Origin of the sequence: Paenibacillus sp. FSL R7-0297 (assembly GCF_038009025.1) — a bacterium.
In the GTDB taxonomy this organism is placed as follows: Bacteria; Bacillota; Bacilli; order Paenibacillales; family Paenibacillaceae; genus Paenibacillus_AQ.
This window is the reverse complement of the sequence record NZ_JBBPAQ010000001.1, coordinates 5,271,118-5,296,149: the sequence shown is the minus strand read 5'-3', so window position 1 is coordinate 5,296,149 and position 25,032 is coordinate 5,271,118. Positions and strand designations below refer to the sequence as shown.

The window sequence follows — 25,032 nt, the reverse complement described above, 5'->3', positions numbered from 1 at the left end:
ATTCTAAAAAGGGATTCCGGAGGCAGCGGTTAATGGCCTCCGTGAATCCCTTTTTTCAATTCCGTACAACATCAAGTGGCGGACTCTGATGCCTGAAACTGCTTGTTATACAAATCCCTGTAGACCCCGTTGTCCGCCAGCAGAGAAGCATGTTGTCCATACTCCACAATAGCGCCGTCCTGAACGACGAGAATCGTATCGGCAGCCATAATGGTGGAAAGCCTGTGAGCGATAACGATGCTGGTCTTGCCCAGCAGCAGCTGATGCATCGCCTGTTGGATATAGAACTCCGACACTGTATCCAGTGACGAGGTGGCTTCATCCATGATAATAATGGGCGGATTCTTGAGCAGCACGCGGGCGATCGAGATCCGCTGCTTCTCTCCGCCGGACAGCTTGATTCCCCGGTTACCGACTACCGTATTGTAGCCTTCAGGGAGCTGCATAATGAAATCATGAATATAAGCGGCTTCACAGGCAGCAATCATCTCAGCTTCAGTGGCACTGGCGCTTGCATAGAGCAGATTCTCTTGGATGGTTCCGTTGAACAGATACGTATCCTGCGTAACCAGCCCGATCTGAGAACGCAGGGAGTGCAGCGTGAATTCACGGATATCTTTGCCGCCGATGCGGATCACACCCGAATCCAGTTCATAGAGTCTGGGGATGAGGTTGGTAATGGTCGTTTTACCCGCTCCGCTGGGGCCGACCAGCGCAGTCAGTGACCCGGCGGCAGCCGTGAAGGAAATCTCCTTCAGGGCCGGTTTGCCCGGCTGATAGGCGAAATTCACCTTGTCGAAGACGATATCCTGGCCGTCAGCACTGCTTGGCAGGGCCAGCGGCGAATCCACAATCAGCGGGTCCATATCGAAATAGTCAAAAATCCGTTCAAACAGCGCCACCGACCGGTTCACATCCACATACAGATTAGTCATTTGCAAGACCGGCCCGTATAATCTGCCCAGCAGCGCCACAAAGGTGATAATCGCACCCACCGTCAGCTCTCCTTGAATAAATAAATAACCCCCGTACAGATATATCAGCATGGGCCCGATACTGGTGAAGGTGGTGAGGACCAGCATAAACCAGCGGCCGGCCATCGATTCTCTGATCTGCAGGCGAGTCGCCTGGGCATTAACGGTTCTGAAGCTTGCCAGCTCGGTGTCTTCCTTGGTGAATAGCTTCATGAGCATATATCCACTGAGACTGAGCGTTTCCTGGATGATCTGGTTTTGCTCGGAGATCTTCTCCTGGGTTTCCTTGGCCAGCTTCCAGCGTACATTGCCCATTTTGCGGGTTGGCATAATGAACAGGGGGACGACCAGTATGCCCAGCAGCGCCAGCTTCCAGTTCATAATAAACAGAGTTGCCGCTGTCGTAGTCAGAATGAACAGATTGCTGGCAAAATTAACGATGGTGCTGTTGAACACGCCCTGAATTCCGGCAATATCACTGGTCATCCGGGTGATGACTTCGCCTTGCTTGACCCCTGAGAAGAACTGCAGCGGCATGCCCTGCAAATGGCGGTACATCTGATTTTTCATATCATGGACAATATTTTGCGAGATAAAAGAGTTAAGGTAATTCTGCAGCACTCCCAGCAGACCGGACACTACAGTTGTTCCGAGTGAGGCAAAAACGAGCAGAACCAGCAGCCTCAGGTTTTTATCCGGAAGCGCGCGGTCAATAATATGCTGAATCAGGATCGGAGGGAGCAGCCCGAGCACTGCGGTAATGCACAGCACAATCATCACCAGCAGGGTCGGCTTCCAGTAAGGCAGGAAATATTTCACGATGCGGAGCAGCAGCGTCTTGGATATATCCGGCTTCGCCTCATCATCGTCGAACTTTAATTTGCCATGCCCGGGCCCGCCGAATCCCATTGGACCGAAGCCTCTTCCCATTATTCATCACCAGCTTTGTGTGTATTTAAGTTATCCTGATTCCGGGTCAGCTGTTCGAGCAGCTGTGAGTGCATTTGAATGAGCGACTGGACTTCTTCTCCGGAAAAATGATCCAGAGCCGCGCCCAGCATTTGGTATGAGTAGGCGTCTTCGTTATATTGCCTGCACAGCGCTTCACCTGCCGGTGTGAGATTCAGCCTCGTTTCCCTGCGGTCTGCCTCGGAGGCGGTCCGGGTCACCAGTTCCTTCTCGGCCAACACATCAATATGCAGGCTTACGCGGCTCTTGGCAAATACCAGACGCTCCGTTATTTCCTTCTGCGATTGACCCGGATGCTTGAGGAGAGAATTCAGTATACCGATCTGATGCACGGTTAAACCGAGATCCGCAGCGCTCTGATGGGCCAGCTTACGGAGCTGGCGGGCAACGGCAAGCAAGGAATGATACACCTCTATCGTCTGCGCCGGATCTGTCATGGGGCAACCTCCTCTGATCTGATAATAGTTTCTTTTGTTAACAGTTAACAATGTAAACTGATTATACGCCTGAATATTCCAAAAGTAAATGTTACGCTGAAATAGCGGTAAACAGATTATGCCGGAATACATAAGAAACACCCGCAGCGCCTGTGTGAAGGCAGCAGCGGGTGTATTTGTAATTGAAATACGCTCATTTATATAAGCTCATTCCGGAAGCATTCCGCATTGTATAATCCGCCCGAATGCCCTCGCGGTCTCCCGGATATCCTCCGCTCCGGCAATGGCCGAGATGACGGAGATTCCGTCTGCACCGGCCCGGATTACCGGCAGGGCGTTATCCAGGCTAATACCGCCGATCCCTACCAGGGGAACATTAAGTCCGCTGCGGCGGAGCGTTTCAATGACAGCCGTCCCTTGAACGGCTTCGGCATCGTCTTTGGAGGAGGTGGGGTAGACCGGACCGACCCCGAGATAATCGGCTCCGTCCGCAATAGCCTGCTGCGCTTCCGCGAGATTATGGGCGGAAACGCCGATGATCTTGTGCTCGCCGAGCCGCTGGCGGATCGTCCGGGCCGGCAGATCATCCTGGCCGGCATGGACCCCGTCTGCATCAAGTGCTACCGCCAGCTCCAGGTCGTCATTGACGATGAACGGAATCTGCCGGTCCCGGCAGATTGCCCGGAGCTGCTGGCCAAGCTCTAGCAGAGCAGCGCCGGTCAGAGCACCGGGACCCTTTTCACGGAACTGGAATAAGGTGATTCCCCCGTCTGCTGCGGCAGATAAAGTCTCGGCTGGAGAGATGCGGCAGTTCACGCTGCCCATAATGAAATATACCTTAAGGAGCTTGCGTATATCCTCACGGTCCATTCGTTTCATAGCTGCTGCCCCCTTGATCTGATACGGTTCCCGTAAGCAAAATGATTGGTCGGCCCGTGTCCTGCCCCGAGGTTCAGACTGTCCTCAATAGCTGCCTGAATGAAGGCTTTGGCTGTATGAACCGCTTCATCAATGGAGTGGCCGAGCGCAAGTCCTGCCGTCACTGCCGCCGAGTAAGTACAGCCGGTCCCATGCGTATGCCTGGTCTCGATCCGCGGACTGGTCATATATTGGAATTCCCGGCCGTCATAGAGCAGGTCCACCAGCTGATCGCCTGACGGATCATGTCCACCCTTAAGAACAATGTACTGCGGCCCCATCTGATGCAGGAGTCTTGCAGCCTGTTCTCTGTCTGCTATTCCATTAATCTTCATCCCGGTGAGAATCTCTGCTTCGGGAAGATTAGGAGTAACCACAAGTGCCAGAGGCAGCAATCCGTTAATCAGTGCCTGCACGGCTTCCTGCAGCAGCAGAGCGGACCCGCCCTTGGCAATCATTACCGGGTCGATCACAAGCCGCTGCTGCCAGCCGTACGCTGTCACCTTATCCGCGACAACACCGATAATCTTACTGCTGAACAGCATACCGGTCTTAATGGCATCTGGCGCCAAGTCGCTCCCAATAGAATCCAGCTGTGCAGCAACGGCTTCCGGCTCCAGCGGATATACACCTTGAACGCCTAAGGTATTCTGTGCCGTGACCGCAGTGAGCGCGGACATTCCGTAGACTCCAAGCTCCTGGAAGGTCTTCAGATCAGCCTGGATACCGGCACCGCCGCCGCTGTCAGAGCCGGCAATCGTTAACGCTTTACGTATAAGGGTCATCGGATATTCTCCTCTATAAGGTGCGGTTTATTGTTCAAGCAGCTGCAGGCGTGACCGGCTGCTGTAGATATCTGGTGTGACCAGGGACAATTGATTCAGGAACTCCATCTGGAAGCTGCCGGGTCCTTGTCCTTCCGCGGCTTCAGCGGCAATCTCGGCTGCCACGCCGTAGAACGAGATTGCTTCGGCAGCTGCCTCAAGCGCATTCCCGCCGCTTACTGCAAGAAATGCGCCTACTACGGCACTGAGCAGACAGCCGGTTCCCGTCACTTGGGTCAGGATGGAATGGCCGTTGCTGGCGATGTAGGTGCGCGTGCCGTCGGTAATGATATCCTCCTTGCCGGTGATGATCACCACGCAGTCCAGCTTCCGCGCAGCCTTGTTCGCCAAGGCAATCACATCGCCGTCACCTGCTCCGGCGTCGACGCCTTTGCTCGCCCAACTCTCTCCGGCGACATTGGCAACTTCGGCCACATTGCCGCGCAGAGCGGTCAGCTGCAGCTCACCGAGCAGCTTCGCGGTAACGTCAGTGCGGTACGGTGTAGCGCCTGCTCCAACGGGATCGAGCACGAGCGGGACACCATGCCGGTTCGCGGCTTGTCCGGCCTTCACCATTGAAGCGATGGCGGCTTCATTCAGTGTACCGATGTTCAGCACGACCGCCCCGGACATCGCGGCAACATCCGCCACCTCTTCCAGTGCGTCGGCCATGAACGGGGAAGCCCCCAGCGCCAGCAGTCCGTTAGCGGTGAAATTAGCCACAACAATATTGGTAATGTTATGTACGAGCGGATTTGCCTGCCGTACCTTAGATACAAAAGACATGATTATTCCTCCTGAAAGTTTGATAGCATACGCATGCTTGAGATCATTTCGCAAAACTAACTTCGAAAGCATGTTCTATAAATTAATAAAAGCATCTGCACTGTCAACTTCCTCTGCCAGCAGACCGCCCTCGCTCAGCCATTTACGGACATTCTCCCAGGAAGCGGTATCCTGATATCCGAAGGGCTGTGACCCGGCGTCCATAAGCGGCAGCAGAATTTCCAGGCTGCGCTTCTCGATGGCTTCATCAAGCGGTGCGGTGGCATCCTGATGCTCCAGCAGAAGCTTCAGCGCCTGCTCCGGCTGCTTAGTGACGAATTGCTGACCCTTGCGCGCAGCATTCATGAACTTTTGGAAATATGCCGAGGAATCCTGTAGACCCTGGTCACTTGCGACCAGCACCAGCTCATAATAATCAGGAACCCCGTAGTCTACCGGATTGAACGAACGCACAGGATGGCCTTCCTGTTCTAATATCAGCTGCTCATGGTTGATGAAGCCGCCCATAATTCCATCCACACGCCCGGTGGAGAGGGCAGGGATAAGCTCAAAGCCAACGTCAATCAGCTTCAGGGAGGCGGGATCGCCGCCATCGGTTTGGATCATAGTGTGCAGCATGGCTTCATACAGCGGAATGGAGGAGTAACCGGCTTGCTTGCCTGAGAGCTCTCCGGGGCGGGTTATTCCGCTGTCTGCGGAAACCATGAGATGGTTCAGGGGATGCCGTACCAGAGCGGCGACGGATTTGACCGGAATCTGCTCTCCCCGGGCCATCAGCACCTGCGGCTGGTAGCTGAGGGCCAGATCGACTTGTCCGGCAGCTACCAGCTTCAGCGCGTCGTTGCTGTCGGCAGGCATCTGTATCTCAACATCAAGCCCCTCTTCGGCAAAATACCCCTCACTCTGAGCTGCATACAAAAAGGAATGAACGGCATTCGGATACCAGTCGAGCATGATCGTCAGCTTATGGGCTGTACCGTCTGCGGCTGCCGCCGGAGCGGATGATGCCAATGATGAGCCGGAGCCAGTCGGCCCGTTATTGCCGGCGCAGCCGGGCAGAACCAAAAGAACAGACAGTAGCAGTACATAAGGCAGCAACTTATAAGGTTGAGCACTACGGGGGTAGAGATAACGGGTATAGCGGATTGGAGTCATGAATAACGTCCTCTTTTCTTCAAAAATAACTTCTCAAGCGTAGCAATACAAAGAAACAGAGTGATCCCAAGAGCGGACAGCAGCACAACAGCGGCAAACATCTCGGCACTCTGCAGATTGCCGGCCATTCTCCGGCTGAAGTAACCGAGCCCCTGGCTGCCACCCAGCCATTCGCCGATGGTAGCGCCTATGACACAGTACACTACCGACAGCTTCAGTCCGGAGAAAAAGGACGGCAGGGCCAGCGGAACAGCAGCCTTGCGGAGAATCTGCCAGCGGTTCGCGCCAAGCGTCAACAACAGCTCGCGGTACTGCTCCGTATTCTTGCCCAGCCCGTCGTAGGTGCCGACAACCACCGGGAAGAAGGCGGTCAGGAACACTACGGCGACCTTACTCCACAAGGTGTAGCCGAACCACATGATAAACAGGGGAGAGAGGGCAACCAGCGGAATCGTCTGGCTGATAATCAGCAGCGGATACAGCGCCTTGGCCATCGGCCTGAATAGATGCATGCCCGTTCCCAGCAGACTGCCGCAGAAGACGGACAGAGCGAAGCCTGTTAGTACCTCAAGCAGCGTTGCGGGCAGGTGCACACCGAAGAGCAGACGCCGCTCCTCCATCAGAGCGCTCCAGATGGCAGTGGGGGCCGGCAGGATGAACGGAGGAATCAGCCCCAGCCGGGACACCGTTTCCCAGACTGCAAGGATCAGCAGCACGAGCAGAATAGCCGGGCTGTATTCCCGCAGCAATCTTCTATAAAAGACGGTTGTCATACAGCTTCAGCTCCAACTCCTTCCGCAGGGCAACAAACTGCGGTTCGTAATTCAGACTGTGATGTCTGGGACGGGGGAGACCGGTGATGAACTCCTGCATACCGCCCCCGGCACCGCCGGTCATCAGATAGATGCGGTCGCTAAGCAGAAGCGCTTCTTCAAGGTCATGGGTAATGAACAGCACAGTCTTCTCCAGTCCCGACCATAATTCCAGCAGCCAGCGGTGAAGCTCCCGCTTGGTTATGGCGTCCAACGCCCCGAACGGCTCGTCCAGCAGGAGCAGCTCATTCCCGGCGGCAAGGGTGCGGAGCACCGCAACCCGCTGGCGCATGCCGCCCGACAGCTCATGCGGATACGCAGCCCCGGTCTCACCAAGGCCGAACTGCTGCAGCATGCTGCGAATCTGGATAACGGCTTCCTCTTTGGAGCCGCTCCGCTTCAGTTCCCAGGGCAGCAGGCAATTGTCCAGCACGGTTCTCCACGGCAGCAGGAGATCCCGCTGCGGCATATATCCGACCTGGCCGAGCCGCTCCGAGGTGTTTTTGGACGGTTGCCCGTGCAGTGCAACCTCGCCGCTGCCGGGTTCCAGCAGGCCGGCGATAATCTTGAACAGCGTGCTTTTGCCGCAGCCGCTGGCCCCCACGACGGAGATGAACTCCCCGCGGCGGACCTTCATGGAGATTTCGGAGAAGACCGGAGCCCTTGAAGCTGCGCCGAAAGAATAGGACAGGTTCGCGATGTTGATCATAGGATGGAGAAGCAAGCCTCCTTAGGGAAAAGTGATTACGCTACGAAAACAAGAAAGACCCATCCATTTCCGGAGGAAATGAATGGGTCTGAAGGTACAGTCAGTTTGCAAAGACGCGGAACCGCTGATACATTCTGCTCCACTTCCCTCCGCTGGTATGATCCAGATCAGGTTCCAAGGGTCCGGAGCTTAAGCTCCGTCTCAGTCGGCCGACTCCCCTAGTGAAATAACAGGTGCTATTGAATTCGTAATTGCTACTTAATATACCATAATTCCTCCGCTTGTAAAGAGCCTGTACTCAGCGCTTGGAGAGGCCGGTTATGAACAATGCAACAATTCCCTGCGAGATTTCCTCTTTGGAGGATCCGTTCCGTTTCTGTTCATACAGGTAAAGATCGGGACTAAGTACAGAGATAAGTGCTGTGGCAGCGAAGCGGGGATCAATCCCGATAATCTCTCCATTCGCGGATGCGCGGTGCAGAAGTTCACTCATAATCCTCCCGAGCCGCTGGAAAAAAGGATGTTCGAACTGGGTAAGCTGCTTCTTGCCTGTGAATTCAGATTTGATCATATTCAAGAGCTCCGCATATTGCTCAATGAAACCAACGACCTGCTCAATGCTGCTCTGCAGATGCGCGAGGGCAGCCGTTTCACCGGCGCTGGCAGCAAGCTGCTGTTCCATCCCCGACAGAAACTGCTCGGTGCTGTCCAGCAGCAGAGCCGAACAGATTTCGCCCTTATCGGTGAAGCGGCGGTACAGCGATCCCTGTCCTATGCCGGCCCGTTTGGCGATGCCGTACATACTGACAGCTTCGAGGCCGCTCTCGGTGAACAGCTGGCGGGCCGCTTCGAGTATCCGCTGCATATAAGGATCGGCGGGTTCTTTTGCAGCGTTATCTGCGTGCCCTGTGTTCTCGGGAGCTGCTGATGTTACAGGTTCAACTTCCGTTTCTGTTTTTTTCATAATATCCCCTTTCAGTCATACAACAATCCATCCGGATACCCGGCTATCCATGAATCAAAGCTGCAAAATAAACAACATTTATGCCTACAGTGAGTTCTAATAAATCTCTATACTGCCGGTAACGAATCAAGTGAGGGGGAATTGACGTATTCCGCTAGCCCGAAGTAATTCACTGGTAACTTGTGTGTTGTTTACAGGAAATTATGTAAAACAATTGACACATCGGACAATTGTCCGTAGACTATGAAATGCGATAACGGACAATTGTCCGTTCACTAATTATATAGACAAACCTGCCCGCAGGTCAACGTAGCTGACTGCGGACAATTCAGGAGGAGAAGGAGTATGAATCAGACCTTGAAGCAGGATGCCGATTTCCGGTTATCCGGCATTCTAGTTCCGCTGCTGGCTATTATTGCCGGCGTATTTATGGTTGTGCTGGACAGTACCGCAATGAATGTGGCATTGTCCAGACTAGTGGTGGATTTCAATACAGACCTGCATACGCTGCAGTGGGTTGTAACCGGGTATATGCTGGCGCAGGCTTCGGTCATTCCGCTGTCAGGCTGGCTGTCTGACCGGTTCGGGGCTAAGAACGTCTTTTTGACAGCTGTTATTGTGTTTACGATCGGCTCCATTCTGTGTGCAACGCCAAGCAGTGCAGAATGGCTGGTCGTATTCCGGGTATTGCAGGGTCTCGGAGGGGGCTGTGTGCTCCCGGTCGGGATGGCTTATGTGTACAGACTGGCTCCCAAGAGTAAAGTCGGCGTTGTTATGGGAATTATGGGGATTCCCGTGCTGTTCGCACCCGCGATTGGTCCTGTATTGTCAGGCTGGCTGGTGGAATACCACTCCTGGCGCTGGATCTTCCTGATTAATATCCCCATCGGTATTATCTGTGTGCTGATCGGGCTGCGAAAGCTGCCGAATGCGGCGAAGAACACCGTTCCCGGCATGGATAAATTCGGAATGGTGCTCGGACCGCTGGCTTTTGCTTCACTCACTTACGGTGTAAGTCAGGGTGCGCAGAGCTGGACCTCGGACAAAACGCTAATCGGGTTATCTCTGGGAGCTGTTGCACTGATTGCCTTTGTCATTGCCGAGCTGCGTTCCAGGACCCCTTTACTGGAGCTGCGGATTCTGAAATCCGTGGATTTCACCACCGGAATTATCGTGCAGTGGATCGCCCAGTTCGGCTTATATGGTGCTTTATTTCTACTGCCGCAGTTTCTGCAGCAGGCCCGCGGCTTCGGCGCATTTGATACCGGATTGACCCTGCTGCCGCAGGCCATTGCTTCCGGGCTGATGATGCCGATTGCCGGAATTCTGTTCGACCGGATCGGGGTGCGCTGGCTGGTGGTTTGCGGACTCAGTCTGGTCTCTGGCGCATTGTTTCAGTATTCCCATGTCGATCTGACCACCCAGAGCCGTGATCTCATTCTTCCGCTAATCATGTGCGGTGCAGGGATGGGGATGATGATGATGCCGATGAATACGCATCTGCTGAACAAGGCGCCAGGCAATCTGGTCAACCGGGTAACCTCACTCACCAACTCCATGCAGCAGGTCATTAACTCACTTGCAGTGTCAACACTGGTTACGATTCTGACGGCCAGAACCTCCGCGCGTGGTCTTGAAATGCAGGAGGCGGCAGCCGCTGCCGGGCAGACGGTGGACGGAGTCTCGAAGGAAGCCCTGCAGCTGGCCAAGCAGACTGTATTGGCCCAAGGCTTTGCCGACACCTTCCACATTATGATTTTTGTAGCTTTAGGCGGCGCCGTCCTTGGACTGCTGCTGCGCAGGGGCCGCAAACCAGAAAGCGGAGGCTCCAGGGAGAAAGCGTTGCCTGAAATCATGCACGGTTAATAGGTGCATTCACATTCATAAGAAGTAAGGCGGCGATTCTCCGTTACTGGAGGGTCGCTGTTTTGCGTTGTGGATCATTTAGTTTGTCTTCCACTGATGTAGAAATGCAATTTCGGGGCAAGCTAAACTATCAAAAACCTATATAACATAAATCCGATGTTTATTATCGGAAAAAGTTATTGACGGATGTAACAGCTCAGTGTTACGATTCATTTTGCTGGCAAGTCCGGAACATAAAGAGAGATGAGAGGGGATTAATCTTATGAAAAAACTTAGTCTGACAATTATGCTGCTCCTGACCATGGCCGTGGTTGCGGCATGCGGCAACAACAATAACAATAATTCAGCAACAGGCGGCAATGCGGCGGCTGAACCGACTGCGGCGGCTACTGATAGTGCAGCACCTGCTGAGCAGAATAGTCTGGAAGCTGTCAAAGCCAGCGGCAAGCTGCGTATCGGAACAGAAGGCACCTATGCCCCGTTCACATATCATGATGCCGACGGCAAGCTGACCGGTTTCGATGTGGAAATTGCTGAAGAAGTAACTAAACGTCTGGGCGTGGAAGCCGAGTTTATCGAGACTCAGTGGGACGGTATTTTTGCCGGCATGGATGCCAAGCGGTTCGATACGATCTTCAACGAAGTTTCCATTACGGATGAGCGCAAAGTGAAATATGATTTCTCCGACCCGTATATCGTATCCAAGGCTGTGCTGATCGTCAGTGAAGATAATGAAGATATCAAATCATTCGCGGACCTCAAGGGCAAGAAAGCCGGCCAGTCCCTGACAAGTAACCTCGGACAGATTGCAACGGATAACGGTGCAGAGATTGTATCCACCGAAGGCTTCAATCAGGCAATTGATCTGCTGACCTCCGGCCGGATTGATGCAACCGTCAATGACGGCTTGTCCTTCCTGGATCTGAAGAAGCAGAAGCCTGATATCAAGATCAAGAAGGTTGATGAGATTGCAGAAGGCTCGTATAGTGCAGCGGTCTTCCTGAAGGGTAACGATGAGCTTGTGCAGGCAGTGAATGAAGCGCTGACTGCCATGCATGATGATGGCACATATCTGAAGATTTCCGAGAAGTACTTCGGAGCTAATGTATCGAAATAAGCTTGCCTGCTTGACGGCAGTCTCAAATAACTTATGGACACAGGGCGGAGCTGGTTGCTTCCGCCTTGCCGTTCCAAGAAGGATGTCAGAACGATGGATGACCGCAAAATACAAATATTTCTCGATTCACTGCTGCCTCTGTTCAAAGCCGGGGTGGCTTTTACCATTCCGCTGACCTTGGTCTCCTTTGCACTTGGGCTTACACTTGCTGTAATTACTGCGCTTGTGCGGCTCTCTTCCTGGAGAATTCCGAAGCTGATTGCCGGCTTCTACGTCTGGGTCATCCGCGGAACACCGCTGCTGCTTCAGCTGTTTATTATTTTCTACGGGCTGCCTACGGTAGGTATTGTGCTTGATCCGTTCATCGCAGCTGTGATTGGCTTCACCCTTAGTGTCGGGGCATACTCCTCGGAAATTGTCCGGGCGGCTATTCTCTCCATACATAAAGGGCAATGGGAGGCTGCCTTCTCCGTCGGTATGAGCCGTGGACAGGCTTTGCGGCGGGTGATTCTGCCTCAAGCTGCCCGGGTATCGGTTCCGCCATTATCCAATTCATTTATTAGTCTGGTGAAGGATACATCACTTGCAGCAAGCATCACATATGTAGAAATGTTCAGAAAAGCTCAGCAAATTACAGCCACCACCTATGAACCGCTGCTGTTGTATTGCGAAGCGGGTTTATTCTATCTGTTATTTTGCTCAGTATTATCGGTGCTGCAGAAATACCTGGAGAAGCGGCTGGACCGGTATTCGGCCAGTTAAGGAGGCATACCCATGATTGAAATACGTGATTTACATAAATCCTTCGGTCCGCTGCAGGTCTTGAAGGGGGTTGATCTTACCGTTGAGCATGGCCAGGTGATGGTCATTATCGGACCTTCCGGCTCCGGCAAAACCACCCTGCTGCGCTGCTTCAACCTGCTGGAGACTCCCGACAAGGGCAGCCTGGCTCTGAATAATATTAAGCTGGATTTCACTCCCGGCGGCAAAATTCCACAGCGTACCGTGCTGTCTCTTCGCCAGCAGACGGGAATGGTCTTCCAGTCCTACAATCTGTTCCCGCATATGACGGCGCTCGGTAATGTAATGGAGGGCCAGGTGACCGTTCAGAAGCGTTCCAGGGAGGAAGCCAGAACGAAGGCGCTTGCCCTGCTGGACAAGGTAGGGCTGGCCGACAAGGCGGATACCTATCCGCATCAGCTGTCCGGCGGCCAGCAGCAGCGTGTGGCGATTGCCCGGGCGATGGCGGTCGAGCCGGAGGTGCTGCTGTTCGATGAGCCAACCTCGGCGCTCGATCCGGAGCTGGTCGGTGAGGTGCTGAAGGTCATCAAGCAGCTGGCCCGGGAAGGAATGACGATGGTCATTGTTACCCATGAGATGAAATTCGCGGCCGATGTGGCCGACCGGATCATCTTAATGGATAACGGGGTCATTCTGGAGCAGGGAACTCCGCAGCAGGTGCTGGAGCAGACGAAGAATCCGCGCGCCCTGCAGTTCCTGAACCGGCTCAGCGGAGAAGTCTAAGCTTGTTTAAGCAATAACGCAAAAAGGCAGTCCGGGAGGGGAATCCTGGACTGCCTTTTCCGCTTGTGAATTTACTCAGCCATTAGTTAGTTCTGTGTTGCTCCATCACTGCGTGAGTTCAAATAGTCCAGTGCGTTGTAGAGCATAATTGCCGCTTCGGCGCGGGTGAGCTGGCTCTTCGGGTTGAACTTGCCGTTAGCATCCAGTGTATTGATGTTGTATTTCAGGGACCGCTGGATAGTGCCCTGGTAGGATGGCTCAAGCGCATCTGCATCGGCGATGTCCACCGGCACGATGTTGATCATCGGCAGGTTGCCTGCCTTCTCAACGCCCTGAATCAGCAGGCTGGTGAACAGCTCTTTGGTAATCGGTTTGGATGGATCAATATCAGCGGGAATATCCACGTCATTATAGTGTGCATTGATGAAGGCTTCTGCGTACCAGGCGTTGTCTTTTACTTTGGAGAAGATCGCACTGGCTACGGGAGCCTTGTTGAAACTGATTGCGGCCAGGCTAAGCTGGAGTCCGCCCGTGATAAACTGAACGCCTTGTGCTGTAGTTACAGTGGATGCGGGCAGAAACTGGGTATCCGATATCCCTTTGATCAGGCCCTGCTGCTTCAGAGAGTTGATTTTGTTCTTACCGGTTACACTGTCAATATCCTTAAAGCTGCTGCCGGCTGCAAAAATTTGTCCGCCGAAAGAGAAGGTAAGAAGCGTTACGGCTGTAAAAGCTGCGATCGTGTTTTTTTTGATACTCATCTGAATTCCACCTCTATTGTAGGTTGTACCACTAGATTTCACGCTGATCCGGTGATTGTCCGTTACAGCACGGCGTAACCGTTTCAACTTGACTCTAATGACGCAATGACAATAGAAAAGGTTGCAGACGTTTTACATCATTTCCTGGAACAGCAGGTTGCGGTAAGGGTATTTACTGAACCGGGTTCTGAACAGCAGCGCGATCCCGCTGTCTTCAATGGTTACGGATTTCAGCGAATCTGCTGTGACGAGGCTGCGTACCATCGCTGTTACCGCACCGCGGTCTCTGCGCCGGATGGCTGCAGCCAGACTCTCCGCGAAGCAGTTATTTACAGAGAGCTCCCGGTAGAGCGGAATAACGGCCCGTGCGATGCTCCGGTGGGCTGCTGTACTGAAGGTGAACTGGACCGTGCCCGGCGGAATCGTTGTTCCATTCGTGTAGAACGCAACCGGCAGCGGAAAAGGAAACGAGATGAAATAGCCGATGCCGTTCGTCCCATAATTCTCTACTCTGGAAAGGGTGGGAATTCTGGCCAGCAGGCTGCCCATCAGATCAAGATCTGCGGAGACAACAGCGGTTGTCCAATCAGCGGCATAACTGCTGTTGCCGGCAATTTTCCGGTAGAACGGCAGCATGGCCGTGGCTACTCTGCGCAGTACACGGGCTGTTACAAGCCGCTGGGTCTGCTTAGGTTTTATTTTCACCATCCGGATCATCCTCACTTATAAGAGATTTAGTCTATATAAGGTATGGAGGGAGGGCGCACTTCGGATTGGGCGTATGACTAGCCGGCGATAATATAATCATAATCCGCAGAACCTATTTATACGTTTTTGGGGAAAAGTGATGTTATACTGGTGTCAGGCCTTTTCTTTGACGGACAAGTTTGTTATGCTTATATCGTAAAGATTACTAATTATTGTCGGGAATTGTTCAACTTCCGGAAAGGTGGGAACCCGGGTGAACCGAGTAGCAAATATCAGCCAGCAGTTTGCGGCGCAGAATTATAAGCTTACGCCTCAGCGCGAAGCTATAGTAAGAGTATTACTGGACAACGAGAAGGATCACTTAAGTGTGGAAGAGGTCTATATGCTGGTCAAGCGCAGTTATCCGCATTTGGGACTTGCGACCGTATACCGTACCTTAGAGCTGCTGTGTGAACTTCATATTGTAGAAAAGATGAATTTCGGCGATGGCGTTGCCCGCTATGACCTGCGCGGTGACGATCATGTTCATATGCACCACCACCTGATCTGCAGTGTATGCGGCAAGCTGGAGGAGATCAAGGATGACTGGCTGCTGGACCTTGAAGCGCGGCTGGCCCGTGAGTACGGCTTCAGTGTGACCGATCACCGGCTTGATTTCAAAGGCACCTATAATACCTGCAAGGGAAACGGCTGCAAGGGCGATAAAGAATGCCGGGCTGTATCCTGAGCCGCAGCTGGGGCACATTCAAAGACGCATGGCTGATTTAACAGCCGGCGTCTTTTTGTTTGACTGCAGCGGAGAATCAGCGCATTTGCGACTTATGGGGCAGGGATATGACGCTGGTGCACATGCTATAATGACGTTATGCCAAAAAAAGTGGACCATGATGAACGCCGTAATCATCTGGCGGAGGCGGCTTGGCGGATCATCCGGCGTGATGGTCTGGAAGCTGTATCCGTGCGGAATGTTGCCAAGGAGGCAGGCATGTCGCTGGGATCGCTGCGGCATTATTTTGCCAGCCAATCCGAGCTGCTTGCCTTCTCCATGAGACTGGTGAGTGAACGAAGTTATCAGAGAGTTGAGGTCTTTCAATACTCGGGGAATCCCCGGGAGGATGTGGAGAGGCTGATTCATGAATTAATGCCCATTGATGAAGAGAGGAGAGCGGAAGCGGAGGTCTGGTTGGCTTTTGTCGGACGGGCAGCAGCGGACCCCGCCATACAGGCGCTGAAACAGGAAGTACATAACGGGCTGTATAGCGGCTTCTGCCAGATGATGGAGTACCTGGATGCCGTGAATCTGTTAAGACAGGACCTGGATCTGGACCGGGAAATTAAGACGCTGCATGCATTAGTAGACGGATTGGTCGTCCATAGTGTAATCTATCCCGAAATGGTAACACCGGAAGATATGATTATGCTCATTTCCAGTCATTTCGACAAGCTGATGGCTTAAGTACCCGGTCAAACGCGGATGAATTTCCAAAAAAGATTGAACCTGTGATTCTTCTATTAACAGGTTCAATCTTTTTTAAATTTCGGAATCGGCAGCCCGCCGCTGCTACGGCCGGTTCGGCACAAAGGACTTGATCCACGTCCCGAAGCTTCCGGGATTGCGGGTTTGTACCAGAACGACGCCTTCGCCGCGGAACCGGCAGACCAGGGCTTCCCCGCTGGTTAAGCTGTTCAGCCAGCCGGAGGCTGCCTTTTCCACTTTATACTCCATATAATCCGGCCAGGCCACGAGGTGACCGTTATCAATGATCATTTCCTCGCCAGGGCCGAGGTTAATGGCGTGAATGGCTCCGAAGGAGGAGAGGAAGACGGTACCTTTGCCGCTGATTTCTACAATGAAGAAGCCTTCGCCGGAGAATAAACCGCGGGTCAGATTCTGCATTTTGGTGTTTACTTGAATGCCGTGGGTTCCAGCCAGGAAACCATCCTTCTGCACCATCAGCTTGTACGAGCCGTCCAGCTCAATGGCTTGAATATCCCCAATTGCCCCTGGTGAGAGCAGCACTTCACTCTGTCCGCGGGTGGCGGTCAGCTCCTGGAAGAAGAATTTCTCCCCGCTCAGCATCCGGCCGAGGCCCCGCATGAGACCGCCGTCTACCGTTCCTCTCAGCTCCACATTCGGCGACATGGCGACCATCGCCCCCATCTCCGCCTTCACACTTTCTCCTGACTCCAGGACTACCTTCAGCATGGCAAAAGCGCCGTCATACAGCACATCGTATTTCATTGATTTCTCCTCCTGATTCTGCCTATTCAATTCCGGGTATGATGCATGACATTCTTGTACCAGATGCATGTACCTTGCCCATCAAGAATACTGTAACAAGCTGCTCCGCTGCAAGCCGGGGACAAGGCCGCGTAAGCTCGCCATAGGGTAATCGACTATTATAGTTAATTATACCGGGCAGTAGTGTGGTGATTATGTTAATATTAAAATAACAGTACCGCATGTACTGAATAAGATTATGGCAAGGAGTGTTACCGCATATGGCACGTACACGCACGCAAAAAGCTCTGCTGAAGGCAGGACGCTCCGGCACCTGGTGTGCCGAAAGAAACCGCAGGATGAATCAGGATTACGGCACCATCTCCCAGCATGTACGAATGACACCCGGCAAGCGCCAGCAATTGAATAAAGTTAAACACAAGGAGCGGATCTATAATGATGGCGCTCCTTTTGCATGCCTCCTGGTCTCCTGACCTTACGCCTGCGCCCTGCTATGGATACGGTACTGCTTGGGTGACATTCCGAACCGGCTGCGGAAGACACGGTGGAAGTACGTATAATTGGCAAACCCGCAAGTTTCAGAGACATGCTCCAGCGGCATCGGACTGAAGGTGATCTTCTCCCTCGCCATATCCAGCCGGACGTCATTTACATATTTTACAATCGTAGTGCCGAACGCCTCTTTGAACAGATGAACCGCGCGGGAGACGGAAATATCGACATGGCCGGCCACATCCTCCAGACGGAAGGCGTACGCGGCATGCTCCTCGACATATTGCTTCATCCGGTAAGCAAGATAGGCCTTGGGTGAAATTGCCGGCTGCTCGGACATTAGCCTGTCAATTTCCATACATAGAATCTGCAGATAACACGCGGAGATATCCGGTGAAGAATCCGATAAACGGCGCTGCTCCAGTACAAGCTGGCGGAACAGGCCAAGAATATGATCGCTGAGCGGCAGACGGAGTACGGCCGGACGATGCTTGCGTCCCCACCATTCTTCAATCCAGGGACCGCTGCAGAAAATATGATAGTCGCCGCTCTCAATCCGCGGCTTGCCGACAGGGTAGACTTCCTTGTCGATACTTAAATAGTAGGGATCAGTCGGTGCGAACAGCATCAGATTGCCGCTCTCGACAGTAGTGATGACTCCGCCTTCCATCGTCCGGCTGCGTCCTTCGGTCTGGAGGCGCAGCAGATAATACTGGACGCCTTCGCTGCGGGACATATGAAACGGCTTGCGGTGGAAGGAGAATCCGGCGGATAGGATGTGGCAGGCTGCGTTAGGTGTCATGAGTCCTCCTGGTTGTTAAATGATAAGCAGATTGTTCATGTTTTAATCATATTATTCATTTTATTATATACGCTTTCATATTACCATGTACCTAAGCAAAAAAACATACAAATGATGTGGGGGAGGCTGTATTGCGGCTCTGATCGCTACATAGGCAAACACTGGACGCAGCGGATGGCAGATAGACAGCTATATTCCATCCTATGTTTACAGCCCGTTTGTTCAGGTGGAATGCCTGGCATAGGTGCGGGCAAAGGGCGGTGGCGGCAAGATCAGTCTGACTCTCGGATCAAACTTAGGAGTGAGAGCAATAATGTTGAAGGTAGGACTTCAGCTGTATACGCTGAGAGACGAACTGGAACAGGATTTCGAAGGGACAATACGCAAGGTTGCCGAACTGGGCTATAGCGGTGTGGAATTCTTCCACTATTTCGGCCGGACGGCCGGGCAGGTGAAGGCACTGCTTGAGGAAACAGGACTCGCTGCTCTCGGAGCACATCGCCCGTATGATGTTATGCTGAACAATACGGAACAGGAAATCAGCTTCAATCTGGAGATTGGCAACCGTAATCTGATCGTGCCTTTTCTGACGGAAGAACAGCGCAATTGGCCTGAAGTGGCTAAGAACCTGCATCTGATCGGCGACAAATGCCGGGCAGGCGGGGCGGTTCTTTCTTATCATAATCATGATTTTGAATTTACTGAGAAGGTGGGCGGCCTTACTGCTTTTGACTATCTGTTCGAACAGGTGCCTGCTGAACAGCTTCAAGTGGAAATGGATACATGCTGGGTGTATTTTGGCGGATATGATCCGGTAGAATACATCAATAAATACGCAGGACGGCTGCCGATCATCCACCTCAAGGACCTGAAGAAACGCGAAGACGGATCTCCGGAGACTGTTGTACTGGGTGAAGGCGAAGTCAATCTGGCTGCTATCATTGAAGCGGCTGCTGCGGCTGGTGTGGAATGGGCAGTGGTTGAACAGGATTATTGCAGCCGTTCACCGCTTGCCAGTGTAGCTGACAGTTTGAATTGGATCAAATCATATGGTAATCAAGGAGGAAATATTCATGTCTAACAAACTCAAAATTGCTATTATCGGTTGCGGTGGTATCGCAAACGGCAAACATATGCCAAGTCTTTCCCGTCAGGCGGATGCCGAAATGGTGGCATTCTGTGACATCGTAGAAGAACGTGCCCAAGAGGCTGCCAAGACTTATGGCGCTGAAGGCGCTGCTGTATTCACCGATTTCCGTGAGATGCTGGCCGCTGGCGGATTCGACATCGTGCATGTATGCACACCAAACGACAGCCACTCCGAGATCACTGTGGCCGCCCTCGAAGCCGGCAATCACGTGCTGTGCGAGAAGCCGATGGCAAAGACCACTGCGCAGGCGAAGGAGATGCTGGATGCCGCCAAGCGTACAGGGAAGAAATTGTCCATTGCCTATCAGAACCGTTTCCGCGCAGACAGCGATTATCTGAAGGGGCTGTGCGAGAGCGGAGAACTCGGCGATATCTATTACGGTAAGGCTATTGCGCTTCGCCGCCGTGCCGTGCCGACTTGGGGCGTATTCCTGGATGAAGAGAAGCAGGGCGGCGGACCGCTGATCGATATCGGTACACATGCACTGGATCTGACGCTCTGGCTGATGGATAACTACAAACCGCGTATGGTTGTAGGCTCCACCTTCCATAAGCTGGGCCAGAAGAAGAATGCGGCGAATGCCTTCGGTCCATGGGATCCGGAACAATTCAAGGTTGAAGATTCCGCATTTGGCTTCATTACAATGGAGAACGGTGCTACAATTGTGCTTGAAGCCAGCTGGGCGCTGAATGTGTCAGAATTTGGTGAAGCCAAGACAATGCTCGCCGGCACGGAGGGCGGAGCAGACATGAAGGACGGCCTGCGTCTGAACGGCGAACGTGCCGGACGCCTGTACGAAACCAAGGTTGATCTTGGATCAGGCGGAGTAGCGTTCTACTCCGGTGCTGCTGAGACTGAAGCTGACCGTGAAGCGCGTCTGTGGCTGGAAGCGGTAAGGGAAGATAAAGATCCGGTTGTATTGCCGGAGCAGGCTTTTGTTGTTACCCAGATCCTTGAAGCAGTGTATGAATCAGCACGTACCGGACGTGCCGTTTATTTTGACGGAAGTTCTGACAACTAAGAGCACCTCCGGTTCACGCGACTATTAGAGAAAACAGGAGTGGAATCCATGAGTTCAATCAAACATACTGTAGTTATCGTTGGTTACGGCGGAATGGGAAGCTATCACACGCAATTAATCAAAGAAAGTGACCGCGTGATAGTGAGCGGAGCCTTCGATCTGCTGGAAGACCGGCGCGCTCTGGCTGCCGAAGCAGGTTACACCGCTTATTCCAGCTATGAGGAAGTACTGGCAGATCCGGAGGTGGACATTATTCTGATCGCTACACCGAATGATGTCCACAAGGACATTGCTGTTCGTGCATTTCAGGCGGGTAAGCATGTGGTCTGTGAGAAGCCGGTGGCCATGTCTTCGGCCGAATTTACCGAGATGCAGGCAGCGGCAGATGCGGCCGGACGTGTGCTGATGGTACACCAGAACAGACGCTGGGATGAGGATTTCCGCGTAATCAAGGAGATGTATGAGAAGGAGACGATTGGATCACTCTTCCAGCTTGAGTCCCGGGTGCATGGTGCTAACGGAATTCCCGGCGACTGGCGTCATGTGAAGGCGCAGGGCGGAGGGATGCTGCTGGACTGGGGCGTTCATCTGCTGGATCAGCTGCTGTTCATGATTGACAGCAAAGTCACAAGCGTCAGCAGCAGTCTGAGCTTTATTCTCGGCAATGATGTAGATGACGGTTTCGAGGCCAGCCTGCAGTTTGAGAACGGGATCAAGGCTATCGTTGAGGTTGGAACCACCAACTTCATCACGCTGCCAAGATGGTATGTGAAGGGGCTTGAGGGGACAGCTATTATTGAGGACTGGTCTCTGAGAGGAAGAATGATCACCCGTAACCACGCATCTGAGAAAATAGAACCGACACCGATCCGTGCAGGTGTTGGCTTGACCAAGACGATGGCTCCGCCTTCAGAAGGCTCGACAATTACCGAAGACCTGCCGGCGGCGTCTGAGCTGTCCTCCAGCTTCTATGACAATCTGGCTGCAGTAATCGAAGGAACAGCAGAACCGATTGTCAAGAACGCTGAGGTGCTGCGTGTGCTTGTTCTGATTGAAGCCATCTTTGAAGCGGCAGAGAAGAATGAGACCATTAAGAATTTCGATATATACGGAGCATAACAAGATACGAGAAGAGATCAGGGAGAGGTGGCAACATCAATGAAACTTGGAGTATTTATGGTATTGTTCGGCGGCCGCAAGCTGGAGGAAGCACTGGATTATGTGGCATCCAAAGGTCTGAAGGCCGTTGAGATCGGCACCGGAGGTTACCCCGGTAACAGCCATTGCGATCCGAAGCTGCTGCTTGAGAATGAAGCAGCGCTTAAGGAATTCAAGCATGCAGTAGAATCCCGCGGTCTGATGATCAGTGCGCTTAGCTGCCACGGCAATCCGCTGCATCCGCAGAAGGAGCTGGCAGCCAAGGACCATGAGGATTTCGTAAACACGGTTAAGCTGGCACAGAAGCTGGGTGTTAAGGTTGTGAATACCTTCTCCGGCTGTCCCGGCGATCATGAAGGCGCGAAATATCCGAACTGGCCGGTTGCGCCATGGCCGAATGATTACCAGGAGATTCTGACCTGGCAGTGGGAGAACAAAGTGATCCCTTATTGGACGGAGCAGGCTGCTTTTGCAACTGAGCATGATGTGAAGATTGGCCTTGAACTGCACGGAGGATTCTCGGTGCATACGCCAGCTACGCTGCTGAGACTAAGAGAAGCTGCAGGGGAAGCCATTGGCGCGAACCTGGACCCGAGCCATATGTGGTGGCAGGGGATTGATCCGGTGCAGGCGATTCATATTCTGGGCCGTGAAGGTGCAATTCATCACTTCCATGCGAAGGATACAGTGATCGATCCGGTTAATGTCAACAAGCATGGTCTGACCGATATGCAGTCCTATACGAATATGCTTGACCGCGCGTGGCAGTTCCGTTCCGTAGGCTACGGACATGATGTCAAGGTGTGGGCGGACATGATGAGCGCGCTCCGCCTTGTAGGATACGACTATGTGGTCAGCATTGAACACGAAGACGGCCTGATGTCCATTGAGGAAGGGTTCTCCAAGGCTGTAGACAATCTCCGCCAGGTACTCATTGAAGAGCCTCTTTCCGAGATGTGGTGGGTTTAACGTGGTGGAGAGCTTCACCAAGGTCAAGCTGAATGACCAGCAGCTGAGTCTTTTGGCAGCAAGCGCCTTCGGTGCAGATTCAGCAGTTGTCGGCAGCAAAGAGCTGACCGGAGGTTTCTTTAATACAGGATATGATCTGGAGCTAAGCGATGGACGGTCGGTCATCCTTAAGGTTGCTCCAGGGCCGGAGACAGCGGTGCTCAGCTATGAGAAGGATATTATGCGTGCTGAGGTGGAAGCTCTCCGCCTGGTCCGTGCTGCAGGCGGAATTCCTGTGCCTGAAGTCTACAGTTATGATGAGAGCCTGCAGCTGATTCCATGCCCCTATTTCTTCATGGAGAAAGTAGCAGGCGAACCTTACAGTGATGTGAAGGAGAGCCTGTCCGCTGAGCAAAGAGCTTCTATTGAGTACGAGCTCGGACGGTATCAGCGGCTGATCAATGAAATCAAAGGGTCGGCCTTCGGTCTGTTCAGCGGGGGTGCTGCTAGTGCCGGAGCATCCTGGCGGGAGACCTTCAGAACGATGATGGGGAATGTTCTCCAGGATGCCCGGAGACTGAATGCAGTGTTACCTGTATCTGAAGCTGAGATTGAGCAGGCGCTGGAGCGTTATCTGCCTGCGCTGGATGAGGTGACACAGCCGCGTCTTGTTCACTGGGATTTATGGAACGGCAACATTTTTGTGCAGGATGGCATGATCGTATCCATTATTGACTGGGAGCGGGCGCTTTGGGGTGATGTGCTTCAGGAGTATTATTTCCGGCATTTCGAGAACTCGGAAGCGTTTTTTGAGGGTTATGGGACAGCACTCAACAGTCCGAATGAAGTGCTGCGGAAGCGGCTGTACGACCTGTATCTGGATCTTATTATGGTTATTGAGTGTTATTCGCGCCAATATAAGGATGAGAATCATGTGAACTGGACGCGTGATAATCTGGCGGAGACCTGGAAGCTGTTCTCGGCTGCAGAATAAGCTTAAGTCCTAAAGAATACAACGGTTTCTTGCATAAACGTGTCTGGTGCGAAAGCGTGCACAGGAAGCGGTGACGTTAATACACACAGGAGGCCGGTTCTCTTATGAGAATCCGGCCTCCTGCATTTGTATTTCCGGAGATACTCCGGTTAGCCGCAGTACCTGTTACGGACAGGTACGACAGGATCAATATCGGCTTCATAATCGACGCCTTCGGCCTCAAATCCGAACAGCTGGAAGAATTCGCGTCTGTAGCCTTGCAGGTCGGTACATTCATAGACATTCTCCGTGCTTAGCTTGGGCCAGATGCGGTCCACTTCTGTCTGCACTGCGGGGCTCATCTCATGATCATCAATCCGGATGCGCCCTTGTCCGTCTACCGGAGTCCCTTCCGGGTTGTACAGGAAACCGGTATACAGCCGGTATGCTTGTTCGATGCAGCCTTCATGCAGTCCCTGTTCTTTCATAACCTTGTAGAGAACGGAGATGTAGAGCGGAACTACAGGGATCGCCGAGCTGGACTGGGTGACCAGGCCCTTGCTGACTGCTATATAAGCGCGGCCTCCGCCTGGTGATAATTGGGCATTCAGTTCTAAGGCTGTGGCTTCCAGATGATCCTTAGCCCGGCCGATGGTGCCGTCGCGGTAGACGGCCTGTGTAAGCTCCGAACCTATATAGGAGAAGGCGAGAGTGACCGCATCTGCCGCCAGAGCACCGGAATTCCGAAGCGCTTCAATCCAGAGCTGCCAGTCTTCTCCGCCCATCACATGAACCGTGTCATCGATTTCAGCTTCGGTGGCAGGTTCAATCTGTACAGTGCTTAGTTCTCCGGTATGGAAATTGACCGTTGTATTGATATAGGTGCTGCCGATCGGCTTCAATACAGAATGATGTACTGCTCCGGTCTGCGGGTCTGTTCTGCGTGCCGAGGCTACGCTGTAGATGACAAGATCAACCTGTCCGAGCTCACTGCGGATCAACTCTATGGTCCGTTCTTTCGTTTCTGCGGTAAAAGCGTCACCGCATACGCTGTAGGAGCGCAGGCCGGCCGTATAGGCCATTTCCTCAAAAGCTGCGGAATTATACCAGCCTGCGGAGGCCGTCCGCGTCTCGCTGGCTGTGCTGGGTCTGTATACACCTACAGTTGCTGCTCCTGCACCGAAGGCTGCTGCAATCCTGACTGCAAGTCCATACCCGGTTGAAGCCCCGATAACGAGTACATTGCGGGGGCCGGTAAATCTACCCTGATTTTGTACATAGTTCACTTGCTGCTGTACCTGATGTGCACAGCCTGCGGGGTGGGCAGTCGTACAGATGAAACCGCGCGTTCTGGGTTTTATGATCATTATAATATTTACCTCGCTTTCATCGATGGTTGCAGGGATTGTAGAATGGAGAGGATCTGCCTGATTCAGAGTGAGTATTTTCTCATGGTGAACCTCTCAGGGGATCGTTATAATGAAGTGAAGAAACATCTGAGCTGCCAGATCAAGCTGTATGATTGCTATATTGATCTAATTTACTTCATTGAATGTTATTCCCGCAAGTAAGACAGGGACGACGGCCAACTGGAAGGGGCCAGTGGCAATTTGCTTGAGGTTGAGGCATGGGGGAACAAACAATCGTCCAGCTATATCAGCGTCGCCCTCTCCGTCATTGCGGAAGCGCCTGGCGCCTATGATGGCATGCCACCAGGAATTT

26 protein-coding genes and 1 riboswitch are annotated in these 25,032 nt (G+C 53.0%); of the genes, 12 read left to right on the top strand and 14 right to left on the bottom strand.

Going from position 1 to position 25,032, the window contains the following annotated elements; genetic code table 11:
* Positions 1-71 precede the first annotated feature (71 nt).
* The 9 genes from MKZ24_RS23205 to MKZ24_RS23165 form a co-directional block, all read right to left on the bottom strand.
* Positions 72-1,883 carry an ABC transporter ATP-binding protein gene (locus tag MKZ24_RS23205; protein WP_340787105.1) on the bottom strand — a complete coding sequence of 604 codons (1,812 nt, stop codon included), beginning with the start codon at positions 1,881-1,883 and terminating at the stop codon, positions 72-74.
* A 20-nt stretch (positions 1,884-1,903) separates the two neighbouring features.
* The gene (locus tag MKZ24_RS23200; RefSeq protein WP_042235941.1) at positions 1,904-2,380 is read right to left on the bottom strand and encodes a MarR family winged helix-turn-helix transcriptional regulator; all 477 of its coding nucleotides are present in this window, start codon (positions 2,378-2,380) and stop codon (positions 1,904-1,906) included.
* Positions 2,381-2,587: 207 nt separating this feature from the next.
* Positions 2,588-3,259: a thiamine phosphate synthase gene (gene thiE / locus MKZ24_RS23195; RefSeq protein WP_042235943.1), complete on the bottom strand. Its 672-nt coding sequence runs from the start codon at positions 3,257-3,259 to the stop codon at positions 2,588-2,590.
* Positions 3,256-4,083 carry a bifunctional hydroxymethylpyrimidine kinase/phosphomethylpyrimidine kinase gene (thiD, locus tag MKZ24_RS23190; protein ID WP_042235945.1) on the bottom strand — a complete coding sequence of 276 codons (828 nt, stop codon included), beginning with the start codon at positions 4,081-4,083 and terminating at the stop codon, positions 3,256-3,258. Before thiD ends, thiE begins: the two co-directional genes overlap by 4 nt.
* A 27-nt stretch (positions 4,084-4,110) precedes the next feature.
* Entirely contained in the window at positions 4,111-4,908 is a 798-nt protein-coding gene (gene thiM, locus MKZ24_RS23185; protein ID WP_340787102.1) for a hydroxyethylthiazole kinase, read from the bottom strand.
* 75 nt (positions 4,909-4,983) lie between these two features.
* Positions 4,984-6,063, bottom strand: coding sequence for an ABC transporter substrate-binding protein (locus MKZ24_RS23180; RefSeq protein WP_340787100.1), 1,080 nt, complete (start codon positions 6,061-6,063; stop codon positions 4,984-4,986).
* Positions 6,060-6,836: an ABC transporter permease gene (locus MKZ24_RS23175; protein WP_340787098.1), complete on the bottom strand. Its 777-nt coding sequence runs from the start codon at positions 6,834-6,836 to the stop codon at positions 6,060-6,062. Before MKZ24_RS23175 ends, MKZ24_RS23180 begins: the two co-directional genes overlap by 4 nt.
* Positions 6,817-7,599: an ABC transporter ATP-binding protein gene (locus MKZ24_RS23170; protein ID WP_340787086.1), complete on the bottom strand. Its 783-nt coding sequence runs from the start codon at positions 7,597-7,599 to the stop codon at positions 6,817-6,819. Before MKZ24_RS23170 ends, MKZ24_RS23175 begins: the two co-directional genes overlap by 20 nt.
* A gap of 112 nt (positions 7,600-7,711) precedes the next feature.
* A riboswitch (TPP riboswitch) is annotated at positions 7,712-7,814 on the bottom strand.
* A gap of 68 nt (positions 7,815-7,882) precedes the next feature.
* The gene (locus MKZ24_RS23165) at positions 7,883-8,548 is read right to left on the bottom strand and encodes a TetR/AcrR family transcriptional regulator (protein ID WP_340787083.1); all 666 of its coding nucleotides are present in this window, start codon (positions 8,546-8,548) and stop codon (positions 7,883-7,885) included.
* A 345-nt stretch (positions 8,549-8,893) separates the two neighbouring features.
* Between MKZ24_RS23165 and MKZ24_RS23160 the strand changes: the two genes are divergently transcribed.
* The 4 genes from MKZ24_RS23160 to MKZ24_RS23145 all read left to right on the top strand — a co-directional run bounded on the left by MKZ24_RS23160 (position 8,894) and on the right by MKZ24_RS23145 (position 13,055).
* Entirely contained in the window at positions 8,894-10,414 is a 1,521-nt protein-coding gene (locus MKZ24_RS23160; protein WP_340787080.1) for a DHA2 family efflux MFS transporter permease subunit, read from the top strand.
* Between the two features lie 262 nt (positions 10,415-10,676).
* Complete coding sequence (locus MKZ24_RS23155; RefSeq protein ID WP_340787078.1) at positions 10,677-11,531, top strand: amino acid ABC transporter substrate-binding protein; 855 nt, start codon at positions 10,677-10,679, stop codon at positions 11,529-11,531.
* Between the two features lie 93 nt (positions 11,532-11,624).
* Positions 11,625-12,293, top strand: coding sequence for an amino acid ABC transporter permease (locus tag MKZ24_RS23150; RefSeq protein ID WP_042136746.1), 669 nt, complete (start codon positions 11,625-11,627; stop codon positions 12,291-12,293).
* Positions 12,294-12,305: 12 nt separating this feature from the next.
* Positions 12,306-13,055, top strand: coding sequence for an amino acid ABC transporter ATP-binding protein (locus tag MKZ24_RS23145; protein ID WP_340787073.1), 750 nt, complete (start codon positions 12,306-12,308; stop codon positions 13,053-13,055).
* A gap of 86 nt (positions 13,056-13,141) precedes the next feature.
* On the opposite strand, the gene MKZ24_RS23140 is transcribed toward MKZ24_RS23145, so the two are convergent.
* Both MKZ24_RS23140 and MKZ24_RS23135 read right to left on the bottom strand, forming a co-directional pair.
* Positions 13,142-13,816, bottom strand: a complete 675-nt coding sequence (locus tag MKZ24_RS23140; RefSeq protein ID WP_340787070.1) for an S-layer homology domain-containing protein — start codon at positions 13,814-13,816, stop codon at positions 13,142-13,144.
* Positions 13,817-13,948: 132 nt separating this feature from the next.
* On the bottom strand, positions 13,949-14,524 hold the full coding sequence (locus MKZ24_RS23135) for a hypothetical protein (RefSeq protein WP_042136753.1): 576 nt from the start codon (positions 14,522-14,524) through the stop codon (positions 13,949-13,951).
* 253 nt (positions 14,525-14,777) lie between these two features.
* Between MKZ24_RS23135 and fur the strand changes: the two genes are divergently transcribed.
* On the top strand, positions 14,778-15,251 hold the full coding sequence (fur, locus tag MKZ24_RS23130) for a ferric iron uptake transcriptional regulator (RefSeq protein WP_042136755.1): 474 nt from the start codon (positions 14,778-14,780) through the stop codon (positions 15,249-15,251).
* 138 nt (positions 15,252-15,389) lie between these two features.
* Positions 15,390-15,980 (top strand): TetR/AcrR family transcriptional regulator, encoded by a 591-nt coding sequence (locus tag MKZ24_RS23125; RefSeq protein ID WP_042136757.1) that lies wholly within the window; start codon positions 15,390-15,392, stop codon positions 15,978-15,980.
* Positions 15,981-16,085: 105 nt separating this feature from the next.
* Here MKZ24_RS23125 and MKZ24_RS23120 read toward each other — a convergent pair whose 3' ends face one another.
* Positions 16,086-16,766 carry a TIGR00266 family protein gene (locus tag MKZ24_RS23120; protein WP_042235978.1) on the bottom strand — a complete coding sequence of 227 codons (681 nt, stop codon included), beginning with the start codon at positions 16,764-16,766 and terminating at the stop codon, positions 16,086-16,088.
* A 260-nt stretch (positions 16,767-17,026) separates the two neighbouring features.
* Here MKZ24_RS23120 and MKZ24_RS23115 point away from each other — a divergent pair, with 260 nt between their 5' ends.
* The gene (locus MKZ24_RS23115; RefSeq protein ID WP_340787056.1) at positions 17,027-17,239 is read left to right on the top strand and encodes a hypothetical protein; all 213 of its coding nucleotides are present in this window, start codon (positions 17,027-17,029) and stop codon (positions 17,237-17,239) included.
* Positions 17,240-17,241: 2 nt separating this feature from the next.
* Here the strand turns inward: MKZ24_RS23115 and MKZ24_RS23110 are convergent, their stop codons facing one another.
* Positions 17,242-18,060 (bottom strand): helix-turn-helix domain-containing protein, encoded by an 819-nt coding sequence (locus MKZ24_RS23110; protein ID WP_039303582.1) that lies wholly within the window; start codon positions 18,058-18,060, stop codon positions 17,242-17,244.
* 313 nt (positions 18,061-18,373) lie between these two features.
* On the opposite strand from MKZ24_RS23110, the gene MKZ24_RS23105 reads away from it, so the two are divergent.
* From MKZ24_RS23105 to MKZ24_RS23085, 5 genes are read left to right on the top strand one after another with little or no spacing between them, the layout of a single operon-like run.
* Positions 18,374-19,141, top strand: a complete 768-nt coding sequence (locus MKZ24_RS23105) for a sugar phosphate isomerase/epimerase family protein (RefSeq protein ID WP_340787052.1) — start codon at positions 18,374-18,376, stop codon at positions 19,139-19,141.
* Positions 19,134-20,231: a Gfo/Idh/MocA family protein gene (locus MKZ24_RS23100; RefSeq protein WP_340787048.1), complete on the top strand. Its 1,098-nt coding sequence runs from the start codon at positions 19,134-19,136 to the stop codon at positions 20,229-20,231. Before MKZ24_RS23105 ends, MKZ24_RS23100 begins: the two co-directional genes overlap by 8 nt.
* A 48-nt stretch (positions 20,232-20,279) precedes the next feature.
* Positions 20,280-21,350, top strand: coding sequence for a Gfo/Idh/MocA family protein (locus MKZ24_RS23095; RefSeq protein ID WP_042235988.1), 1,071 nt, complete (start codon positions 20,280-20,282; stop codon positions 21,348-21,350).
* Between the two features lie 39 nt (positions 21,351-21,389).
* The gene (locus MKZ24_RS23090; RefSeq protein WP_340787045.1) at positions 21,390-22,358 is read left to right on the top strand and encodes a sugar phosphate isomerase/epimerase family protein; all 969 of its coding nucleotides are present in this window, start codon (positions 21,390-21,392) and stop codon (positions 22,356-22,358) included.
* 1 nt (position 22,359) lies between these two features.
* Positions 22,360-23,331, top strand: a complete 972-nt coding sequence (locus MKZ24_RS23085) for a phosphotransferase family protein (RefSeq protein ID WP_340787043.1) — start codon at positions 22,360-22,362, stop codon at positions 23,329-23,331.
* A gap of 149 nt (positions 23,332-23,480) precedes the next feature.
* On the opposite strand, the gene fabV is transcribed toward MKZ24_RS23085, so the two are convergent.
* A complete protein-coding gene (fabV, locus tag MKZ24_RS23080; RefSeq protein WP_340787040.1) occupies positions 23,481-24,677 on the bottom strand; it encodes an enoyl-ACP reductase FabV in 1,197 nt (398 codons plus the stop codon).
* Between the last annotated feature and the right edge of the window lie 355 nt (positions 24,678-25,032).